11 protein-coding genes are annotated in these 9,465 nt (G+C 59.8%); 10 read left to right on the forward strand and 1 reads right to left on the reverse strand.

The features are described 5' to 3' along the window. The coding region (locus LD28_RS0111055) for a lipopolysaccharide kinase InaA family protein (protein WP_033137024.1) at positions 1–197 on the forward strand (197 nt) is incomplete at its 5' end. A gap of 69 nt (positions 198–266) precedes the next feature. Further along, positions 267–1,130 (forward strand): sensor domain-containing diguanylate cyclase, encoded by an 864-nt coding sequence (locus LD28_RS0111060; protein ID WP_033137032.1) that lies wholly within the window; start codon positions 267–269, stop codon positions 1,128–1,130. 6 nt (positions 1,131–1,136) lie between these two features. On the opposite strand, the gene LD28_RS0111065 is transcribed toward LD28_RS0111060, so the two are convergent. Beyond that, a complete protein-coding gene (locus tag LD28_RS0111065) occupies positions 1,137–1,991 on the reverse strand; it encodes a carboxylate/amino acid/amine transporter (protein WP_033137025.1) in 855 nt (284 codons plus the stop codon). Between the two features lie 39 nt (positions 1,992–2,030). Between LD28_RS0111065 and LD28_RS0111070 the strand changes: the two genes are divergently transcribed. The 8 genes from LD28_RS0111070 (at position 2,031) to LD28_RS0111105 (ending at position 9,421) form a co-directional block, all read left to right on the forward strand. Continuing rightward, positions 2,031–2,492: a DUF6314 family protein gene (locus tag LD28_RS0111070; RefSeq protein WP_081959519.1), complete on the forward strand. Its 462-nt coding sequence runs from the start codon at positions 2,031–2,033 to the stop codon at positions 2,490–2,492. A 321-nt stretch (positions 2,493–2,813) separates the two neighbouring features. Next, positions 2,814–3,440, forward strand: coding sequence for a guanylate kinase (gene gmk / locus LD28_RS0111075; RefSeq protein ID WP_033137027.1), 627 nt, complete (start codon positions 2,814–2,816; stop codon positions 3,438–3,440). A 79-nt stretch (positions 3,441–3,519) separates the two neighbouring features. After that, positions 3,520–3,795: a DNA-directed RNA polymerase subunit omega gene (gene rpoZ, locus LD28_RS0111080; RefSeq protein ID WP_005307060.1), complete on the forward strand. Its 276-nt coding sequence runs from the start codon at positions 3,520–3,522 to the stop codon at positions 3,793–3,795. 131 nt (positions 3,796–3,926) lie between these two features. Further along, positions 3,927–6,044: a bifunctional GTP diphosphokinase/guanosine-3',5'-bis pyrophosphate 3'-pyrophosphohydrolase gene (gene spoT / locus LD28_RS0111085; RefSeq protein ID WP_033137028.1), complete on the forward strand. Its 2,118-nt coding sequence runs from the start codon at positions 3,927–3,929 to the stop codon at positions 6,042–6,044. A gap of 44 nt (positions 6,045–6,088) precedes the next feature. After that, positions 6,089–6,817, forward strand: coding sequence for a tRNA (guanosine(18)-2'-O)-methyltransferase TrmH (gene trmH, locus LD28_RS0111090; RefSeq protein WP_033137029.1), 729 nt, complete (start codon positions 6,089–6,091; stop codon positions 6,815–6,817). Further along, complete coding sequence (locus LD28_RS0111095) at positions 6,817–7,476, forward strand: CatB-related O-acetyltransferase (protein WP_033137030.1); 660 nt, start codon at positions 6,817–6,819, stop codon at positions 7,474–7,476. The genes trmH and LD28_RS0111095 overlap by 1 nt, the downstream gene beginning before the upstream one ends. Beyond that, on the forward strand, positions 7,476–8,516 hold the full coding sequence (locus LD28_RS0111100) for an alpha/beta fold hydrolase (RefSeq protein WP_033137031.1): 1,041 nt from the start codon (positions 7,476–7,478) through the stop codon (positions 8,514–8,516). Before LD28_RS0111095 ends, LD28_RS0111100 begins: the two co-directional genes overlap by 1 nt. Before the next feature lie 89 nt (positions 8,517–8,605). Continuing rightward, on the forward strand, positions 8,606–9,421 hold the full coding sequence (locus LD28_RS0111105) for a Cof-type HAD-IIB family hydrolase (protein ID WP_033137033.1): 816 nt from the start codon (positions 8,606–8,608) through the stop codon (positions 9,419–9,421). The last annotated feature ends 44 nt before the right edge of the window (positions 9,422–9,465 follow it).

Consider the following 9,465-nt stretch of genomic DNA (forward strand, 5'->3'; position numbering starts at 1 on the left):
TGCTCGATAAAGAGGGCAAGGTGTGGGTGATCGATTTTGACAAGGGGGCGATCCGCTCTCCCGGCGAGTGGCAGAAAGCCAATCTGGAACGCTTGCTCCGTTCGTTCAATAAAGAGTCCCAATTGCATACCAGTTTCCACTTCGTACCGGGCAACTGGCAGACCCTGATGAACGGGTATCACACAAAAGCGATCTGACCCTGTTGCTCGGCGTGAACGCCAATGTTACTTATTGAGCAGGTATTCAGATTTGCTTTCGAGGCGCCCATGGAAATGCTCAAGACACCTTTGGTCGATGTGACTGCCCGGCTTGATCCGGGTCTGCTGTCTGATGCCATGACCCTGCTGGAAGCGGGGATCTGGACCTGGTCTGCGCAACAGGGATTGCGCCGCGATCCCTCCTGCCTGCGCCTGCTTGGACTGGGGGAGAGCTGGCCGGATGATCTCGGCTGGCTTGATCGGGTTCATCCCGACGATGTGTCCCGGCTGGAAGATGCCCTGCTCGCCTGCCAGGGCGGTCGCAGCAGCGGCCTGCGCCTCGAATACCGCATCCTCCATCACCATGGTCACTACATTCGGTTGGAAGAGCGGATGCGTCTTGACGAGCGTGGCCACCTGTTGGGTATCGTCCGTCATCTCGATCCTGCCGTGGTGCTGGTCGATGAACGGCATGGCACCGATCCCCTCACAGGCCTCGAGAGTCGCAGCCGCTTTGAGCAACTGCTTGAAGAGCGCTTGGCAACCGAGAGCGGCAGTTTCAGCCTGTTGCAGTTCTCCATCGATCACATGGCCAAGATCCGCCAGCTGTTTGGCGAAGCTGCCTGCGATGCCATGCTGGCCAAGCTGGCACGCATCGTGCGTCATGAACTGCGGCGGGAAGCTCCCTTCGCCCGCTGGGATGAGGATGGCTTTATTCTGATGCTCCCCCAGACCGAACGAATGAGTGCGCTGGAGATCGCCGAACGGCTGCGGCTCGAGATTGCCGATGCCAGCCTGCTGCCACAGCGGCCGGTCACCGTCAGTATCGGGCTGGTACAGAGCCAGTCCGGCGAGCAGCTCGACCATCTGCTGGCCCGGGTGGCCACCTGCCACGGTCAGGCCAGACGGGAGCACAACGCCGTCGTAGGCTGATGGCGGTCAGGGCTGGCCGCTTTTGTGACGCTGGCAAACCCAGAGCGAGGCCAGCATCAATAGGCCACCGATGGTCAGCCGGGTCAGGTCGGTATCCTTGCCCCACAGCAGCAGATTGACCAGCAAGCCGGCCGGAATGAGCGCATTGTTCATGATGGCCAGCACCCCGCTGCTGACCAGCGTCGCCCCCTTGTTCCACAGGAAGTAGCCGAGGCCGGAAGCACCCACCCCCAGCCAGAGCAGAATGCTCCACTGTAGCCCCGATGTCGGATATTGCGGCTTGCCCAGCAGCCACCAGGCGGGTAGGGCGATCACCAGCGCCCCCAGATAGAAGCAGCCAAACACCGCCAGTTGCGGCGGTTGCTCCGCCTCCCGCGCCAGCAGTACCTTGTAGCCCACCTGACCGAGCGCGAAGCAGAGGTTGGCCCCCTGCACCACCAGAAATCCCAGCACATAACTTTCGGTCAGGCCGTCGAAGCGGATGACGGCAGCCCCGAGCACCGCCAGCAGGGCGCCCCACAGATAGGTGGGCTTGAAGCGCCCTTCCAGCAGGTCGTGCAGCAGGGTGACGTAGATAGGGGTGAAGATGGTAAAGACCAGCACTTCCGGCACCGTCAGCAGCAGGAAGGAGTGGTAGTAGAAGAGATACATGATGCCGAGCTGGATGGCGCCGAGGGCCATCAGCTTGGCCACCAGATCGGGGCGCAGCCAGCGGCGGCGCAGGAAGGGGAGAAACACCAGACTGGCGAGGGCGATGCGGGTCAGCACCGAGAAGTAGGCATCGACCTGGCCAGCGAGGTAGACCCCGATCAGGCTGAAGGAGAATGACCAGAGCAGGGTGACCCCTATCAAGTAGTTCATGTGTTTGATTTATCATCAGTTGTCAATTTTAAGGGGGCTATGATGGCCGAGATGGAAGCGGCAATCCAGCGTTTATGGGGACGATTGCCACAGGTCGGAGCATTTGCCTTTACCGCCAGCAACGGCGAGGGGTCGGCAACCGACTGGAATGGGCGGGGCGAGGGGAGTGTGCTGGTGACCGATCATCAGGGTGGCTGGCTGTTTAGCGAGCAGGGCCGCTACACCACGCCCCACGGGCGGGAGCTCGCCATGTACAACCGCTTCTGGTGGCAGCGCAGTGGGCGGGGGATCCGTCTCTCCCATCTGCGTTATGAAGCGCCGGTCGAACTGTTCGAGCTGCTGCCACAAGGGGATGGCCGCTGGCTGACCGCCGAGGCGCATCTGTGCGGGGCGGATCACTACCGCGCCGAGCTGACCGAGATCGATGACGGCTTTCTGTTGGGCTGGCAGATCACCGGGCCGCGCAAGAACGAGCGGCTCAGCTATCGCTATCTGATCTGACGCCCCTCGTCTTGCCTGATGCCGTGTTGCGCGGCTTGTTCGCCTGAGGCGCTGGGGCACCCCATGCAACACGTCATTGGGACATTGCCTTACCAAAGGAGTGATGTGGGTTACGCTCCCGCGGCAAGCTACGAATACGTTGAACGGCTGGAATATGATTCCGGCCGTTTTTTTATTCGCCGTATTCTGGTAAAATTCGCCGCCTTTACATCCCCCTGACTCAAGAATTTTCCGTGTTTTGCGTTTGGCTGTCTCCCTTTCGGGCACAAGACGGCGGCCTCTGCTACAACCAAAACAGCGGTTTCGATTAAAGGTAATAACATGGCGCAACAAGGCACTCTCTATATCATCTCTTCTCCGAGCGGCGCGGGTAAATCCAGTCTGCTCAATGCCTTGCTGACCCAACATAACGCTGCGGGCAAGATGCAGCTGTCGGTTTCCCACACCACTCGCGCCACCCGTCCTGGCGAAGAGCACGGCGTGCACTACCACTTCGTTCAGGTGGAAGAGTTCAAGGCGCTGATCGAGCGCGGTGATTTTCTGGAGTGGGCCGAAGTGTTCGGCAACTACTACGGCACCTCACGCGCCGCCATCGAAGCCTGTCTGGCCAAGGGGATCGACGTATTTCTCGACATCGATTGGCAGGGTGCCCGCCAGATCCGCGAGCTGATGCCGACCAAATCCATTTTCATCCTGCCCCCCAGCCGCGAAGAGCTGGAACGCCGCCTGATTGGGCGCGGTCAGGACAGCGCCGAAGTGATCGCCGGCCGGATGGCGAAAGCCATTGCCGAAATGGTGCACTACGACGAGTATGACTATGTCATTATCAATGAAGACTTCGAGCAGGCGCTGTTCCAGCTCAGGTCCATTATTGAGTGCCAACGGCTGGAGATGCGTCACCAGCAACAGGCTCAAAAAAACTTGCTGCAACAGCTACTGGCAGAGTAAGCCAAAAACAAGTAAACTTTTGCGTCATTTTTAAACACTGCTTTTCTAAATACAGAAAGCCCAAACACTGGAGTCCTGCATGGCACGCGTTACTGTAGAAGATGCTGTAAAACAGGTAGGTAACCGTTTTGACCTGGTGCTGGTCGCCGCGCGCCGCGCTCGTCAAATCGCGGTACAAGGCAAAGATCCCCTGGTCGACGAAGAGAACGACAAGCCGACTGTGATCGCCCTGCGTGAGATCGAGCTGGGTCTGGTGAACAATCAAGTGATGGACACCCAGGACCGCTATGAACAGCAAGAGCAGGAAGCCGCCGAGCTGGCTGCCGTTGCTGCCATCGCCGAAGGCCGCGGTTAAGTTATTCCTCCGGTTGGCACCCGCCCGGGTGCCGACTGTTCATCCCCATTTACAACCGCTCGAAAACCTCGCAAACTCAGGGCTATACCCTCAATTCCACGAATTGCCGTTTTACCGCTGCGGGGACTGTCTTGTATTTATTTGAAAACCTTAAAGAAATAGCCAGTTCCTACCTGCCGCCAGAGCAGGTTGAGAAGCTCAAGCAAGCCTATGTGGTGGCCCGTGATGCCCACCAGGGACAGATGCGTTCCAGTGGCGAACCCTATATTACCCACCCCGTAGCCGTTGCCCGAATCCTGGGTGACATGCGCCTCGATCATGAAACCCTGATGGCCGCCGTGTTGCACGACGTCATCGAAGACACCTCTGTCACCAAGGCCGACCTGGCCGAACTGTTTGGCAATGCGGTTGCAGAACTGGTGGCCGGGGTCTCCAAGCTCGACAAGCTGAAATTTCGCGATCGCAAAGAGGCGCAGGCCGAGAACTTCCGCAAGATGGTGATGGCGATGACCCAGGATATCCGGGTCATTCTGATCAAACTCGCCGACCGCACCCACAACATGCGCACCCTGGGTTCCCTGCGACCGGACAAGCGCCGCCGCATCGCCCGGGAAACCCTCGAAATCTTCGCCCCCATCGCCAACCGCCTCGGTATTCACACCATGAAGAACGAGCTGGAAGAGCTGGGCTTCGAGGCGCTCTATCCGATGCGATCCCGCGTGCTGCGCGAATCGGTACGCCGCGCCCGTGGTAATCGCCGCGAGATCATCGACTCCATCCAGAGCGAAATCAGCGGTCGCCTGAAAGAGGCGGGGATCGAGCATCAGGTCAGTGGCCGCGAGAAGAATCTGTTCTCCATCTACAACAAGATGGAGAAAAAAGAGCTGCAATTTCATGAGGTAATGGATATCTACGCCTTTCGGGTCAAAGTGAAGGACATAGATACCTGTTACCGGGTGCTGGGGCAGATGCACAGCCTCTACAAGCCGCGTCCCGGCCGCTTCAAGGATTACATCGCCATCCCCAAGACCAACGGTTACCAGTCGCTGCACACCTCGCTGGTGGGGCCGCACGGGGTACCGGTGGAGGTGCAGATCCGCACCGAATTCATGGATCAGATGGCCGATAAAGGGGTTGCCGCCCACTGGGCCTACAAGCAGGATGGCGACAGCTCGGGCACGACCGCCCAGATCCGCGCCCAGCGCTGGATGCAGAGCCTGCTGGAATTGCAGCAGAGTGCTGGCAGCTCATTTGAATTTATCGAAGGGGTCAAAACCGACCTCTTCCCCGACGAGATCTACGTGTTCACGCCGGAAGGGCGCATCATGGAGCTGCCCGCTGGCGCCACGCCGGTGGACTTCGCCTATACGGTGCACACCGACATCGGCCATGCCTGCGTCGGTTCCCGGGTCGACCGTCACCCTTATCCGCTGAGCAGCCCGCTGCATTCGGGTCAGACGGTGGAGATCATCACGGCACCGGGCGCCCGCCCCAACGCGGCCTGGCTCAACTTCGTGGTGACCACCAAGGCTCGCTCCAAAATCCGCCAGTTCCTCAAGAACCTGCGCACCGAAGAGTCGGTGGTGCTGGGTCGCCGCCTGCTCAACCATGCGCTGGGCGCCAAGAATATCGAAGACATCCCCGAGCCACGCATCAAGCAGGTGCTGGCCGACACCAAGCACGAGAACCTGCAGGGGCTGCTGGCCGATGTGGGCCTCGGTAACGCCATGAGTGTCATGGTGGCGCGCCGCATGCTGGGGGATGAACTGCCGCCGGAGGAGCAACCCAAGTCCAGCAGCAAGAAGATGCCGATCAAGGGTGCCGACGGCATGCTGGTCACCTTCGCCAACTGCTGCCGCCCGATCCCGGGGGATGCCATCATCGCCCACATCAGTCCAGGCAAGGGGCTGGTGATCCACCAGGAAGCCTGCCGCAACATCAAGGGCTACAGCAAAGAGCCGGACAAGTACCTGCCGGTGCAGTGGGAAGTGGACAAGGAGCAGGAGCAGGAGTTCCGCACCGGTATCAGCATCGAGATCATCAATCATCAGGGTGCGCTGGCCGAGCTGGCCAACGTGATTGCCGCCACCGGCGCCAACATTCACGCCATCAGCACCGAAGAGAAGGATGGCCGGGTCTATCAGGTCAGCCTGCTCATCACCACCAAGAGCCGCATCCACCTGGCCAACATCATGCGCAAGATCCGCGTGATGCCCAACGTGCTCAAGGTGAGCCGACAGAAGAACTGAACACAGGCGGCGCAAGCCGCCTGCTGCTTTTATAGAGACAAGCCATGACCCCCGAACGCTTCAAGCGCATCACCGACATGCTGGCCCAGCGTCAGCTCGATTTGACCGTCTGCATGGAAGAGGTCCATAAACCTCACAATCTGGCCGCTATCGTGCGTACCGCCGATGCCATCGGCATCCACCGGGTACACGCCGTCTGGCCCAAAACCTGGATCCACAAGCGCAAGGGCACCGCCCGCGGCAGCCAGAACTGGGTGGATGTAAAACTGCACCCGGATATCGGCAGCGCCGTTGCCGAGCTGAAAGCCTCCGGCATGCAGATCCTGGCGACCCATCTCTCCGACAGCTCGGTCGATTTTCGCGCCATCGACTACACCAAACCGACTGCCATTCTGGTGGGTCAGGAGAAGCACGGCATCGGTGAAGAGGCGCTGGCACTGGCCGATCACCACATCGTCATCCCCATGGTGGGTATGGTGCAGTCCCTCAACGTCTCGGTGGCCGCTGCCGCCATCCTCTACGAGGCGCAGCGCCAGCGCGAGCTGGCCGGCTGCTACCAGCGTGGCTGCCCGCTCACTCTGGAGGAGCAGAACAGCATTCTGTTCGAGGGGGGTTATCCCATCTATGCCCAGCTCTGCAAAGAGAAAGAGATGCCGTACCCCCAGCTCGGCCCGGCCGGTGAAATTCTGGCGGACGAGCTCTGGTGGCAGCGGATGCAGCTGACCCGCAAGGGGTGGGCGCAGAGTGAAGGTAACTATCAGGAGGAAAAATAATGGAAAATCCTTTTGGCAGCTGGCTGGAGTCCAAAATCATCAGGGATCACCTGACCAACCCGAACATAGAGGCCGGCGACTATAGCTACTACTCCGGCTACTACCACGGCAAGCCGTTTGAAGATCACTGCGTACGCTACCTGCTCGGCGATGGCTCGACCCGTGACACCTGGGAGAGCGGCCTCTGGGGCGAGGTGGATCGGCTGATCATCGGCAAGTTCTGCTCCATCGGCTCGGGCGCCACCTTTATGCTGGCGGGCAATCAGGGCCACCGGCTGGATTGGGTCTCCACCTTTCCGTTCAACCCCGACACCTTTGGCAAAGAGGCGCGCAGTGGCTTTTTGCGCAAGGGGGACACCCGGATTGGCAATGATGTCTGGATCGGCTCGGAAGCGATGATCATGCCCGGCATCACCATCGGTGATGGCGCCGTCATCGCCACCCGTGCCGTGGTGACCAAGGATGTGGCCCCTTACACCATCGTCGGCGGCAACCCGGCCCAGCCGATCCGTCGTCGCTTCAGCGATGAGCAGATCGTCATGCTGCAAGAGATGCAGTGGTGGGACTGGCCCCTGTCCCGTTTGCAGGCCAGCATGGCGCTGCTCTGCTCGGGAGAGATCGCCGCCCTTTATGATCACTGGCAACAGGAGTGTGCCTGATGAAACCCCGCTCTCTTTCCCTATTGGCCCTGACCCTGTTTTCTGCCGGAGCCCTTGCCGTGACCAATTCCTATCCGCTCACCAGCGAAGCCGATGTGCCCGCCCTCTACCAGCAAACTCTGCCCGACTTCTGGCGCCAGCATGCGGTTGAGGGAGAGTTCAAGGGCAAGGATGGGGTGACCATCCGTTATGCTGCTCTGCGCCAGGCCAAGGTCGATCGCGCCATCCTCATCGTCAATGGCCGGGTCGAGAGCTATCTCAAGTATCAGGAGTTGGCGTGGGATCTCTGGCGTCAGGGCTACAGCCTCTACCTCATCGATCACCGTGGTCAGGGGATGTCTGACCGGATGCTGGTTGACCCGCAGAAGGGATATGTCGACCAGTTCGACGATTATGTGGTCGATCTCAAGCAGTTTCACGACCAGATAATCATGGCGGACCAGCCCGCCAAGCTGTTCCTGCTGGCCCACTCCATGGGTGGCGCTATCTCGGCCCGTTATCTCGAGCGCTGGCCCGACGATATCAAGGCGGCCGTGCTCTCTTCCCCCATGTTGGGCATCAATCTCGGCGGCTTGCCCAAGTGGCTGGCCAAGGGATTGGCGACCACCATAGGTACAGTCGGCGGCTGGTTCGGCGAGCCCCCTTACGGTCCCGGTCAGGGCGCCTATCAGGATCACGGCTTTGCTGATAACGAGCTGACTCACAGCCAGTCACGCTATCAGGCCTTCCGCCAAATTTACGAGCAGCACCCGCAGATCAAACTTGGGGGCGCCACCGCCCACTGGATTTATCAGGGGATCACGGGTGCCGATGCCGCCATCGCCGATGCGGGCGCCATCAAGACGCCGCTGCTGGTGCTGCAGGCAGGCAGCGACAGCGTGGTGGACAATGCTGCGCAGGACCTCTTCTGCACCTTGGCCAAATGTGAGGGGGGCAAACCGCTGCGCATCGAGGGGGCCTGGCACGAGCTGTTTATCGAATCCGACGACAAGCGCCAGCCAGCCCTGACCGCCATGGCCAACTTTTTCGCCCGCTTCTGAGCTGGCTATTTTTTGTAACCCTAAATAAATGGGGTGACAGTGCGGGCTAAGGTAAACTGCCCCTGTTTTCAATTGATGCCGAGGTAATGATGTTCAAGGTAGTTGTATCCGATCTCGATGGCACTCTGCTCAACAAGCAGCACCAGATCTCTTCCCGTACCCGGGATACCCTGCACCGCCTGGTAGAACAAGGTGTGAAATTCGTGGTCGCCACCGGCCGTCATCACGTTGACGTACGCAGCTTCCGCGATGCGCTGGGGATGGACATCTACCTCATTACCTCCAATGGCGCCGTGGTGCACGACAAACAGGATCAGCTGATTTTCAACCAGCCGCTGCCGACCGAGATTGCCGCCGAGCTGATTGCGCTGGAGCGCGATCCCTCTATCCACCTCAACGTCTATCAGGGTGATGATTGGGTGGTGGAAGAGGAGCTGCCATGGCTGCTGCAGTTCCATGACGAGTCAGGATTCACCTACCGTCTGGTCGATGACCTGAAGCAGGAACCGAAAGAGAAGATCAACAAGGTGTTCTACATCGGCGACCACGAGAAGCTGCTGAAGATCGAGGCGCACCTCAACCAGCGTTACGGCGACCGGCTTAACGTCACCTTCTCCTTGCCGGACTGCCTCGAAGTGATGCACGCCGGGGTTCACAAGGGCAACGCGGTGCGTGCCGTGCTGGAGCAGAACGGTTTCGACATGTCAGAGGCGATCGCCTTCGGGGATGGCATGAACGACTTCGAGATGCTGACCATGGTGGGCCGCGGCATCGTGATGGGCAACGCCCATGATCGCCTGAAAATGGCGCTGCCGGAGTATGAGCAGACCCTTACCTCCGATGAAGATGGCGTTGCTGTCTATCTGGAGAAACTGTTCGAGCTGGAGAGCGTCAGCGCCGCCTGAGTATCTTGATGTCGGCATCAGATTAAACAAAGCCTCACCATGTG

This window comes from Aeromonas finlandensis (genome assembly GCF_000764645.1).
GTDB classification, from domain to species: domain Bacteria; phylum Pseudomonadota; class Gammaproteobacteria; order Enterobacterales; family Aeromonadaceae; genus Aeromonas; species Aeromonas finlandensis.

Excerpts from the sequence above, each read along its gene's own strand:
- LD28_RS0111095 (WP_033137030.1), top strand. The coding sequence starts at position 6,817 with ATGGAAAATCCTTTTGGCAGCTGGCTGGAGTCCAAAATCATCAGGGAT.
- gmk (WP_033137027.1), top strand. The coding sequence starts at position 2,814 with ATGGCGCAACAAGGCACTCTCTATATCATCTCTTCTCCGAGCGGCGCG.
- LD28_RS0111100 (WP_033137031.1), top strand. The coding sequence starts at position 7,476 with ATGAAACCCCGCTCTCTTTCCCTATTGGCCCTGACCCTGTTTTCTGCC.
- LD28_RS0111105 (WP_033137033.1), top strand. The coding sequence starts at position 8,606 with ATGTTCAAGGTAGTTGTATCCGATCTCGATGGCACTCTGCTCAACAAG.
- LD28_RS0111070 (WP_081959519.1), top strand. The coding sequence starts at position 2,031 with ATGATGGCCGAGATGGAAGCGGCAATCCAGCGTTTATGGGGACGATTG.
- trmH (WP_033137029.1), top strand. The coding sequence starts at position 6,089 with ATGACCCCCGAACGCTTCAAGCGCATCACCGACATGCTGGCCCAGCGT.
- LD28_RS0111060 (WP_033137032.1), top strand. The coding sequence starts at position 267 with ATGGAAATGCTCAAGACACCTTTGGTCGATGTGACTGCCCGGCTTGAT.
- LD28_RS0111065 (WP_033137025.1), bottom strand. The coding sequence starts at position 1,991 with ATGAACTACTTGATAGGGGTCACCCTGCTCTGGTCATTCTCCTTCAGC.
- rpoZ (WP_005307060.1), top strand. The coding sequence starts at position 3,520 with ATGGCACGCGTTACTGTAGAAGATGCTGTAAAACAGGTAGGTAACCGT.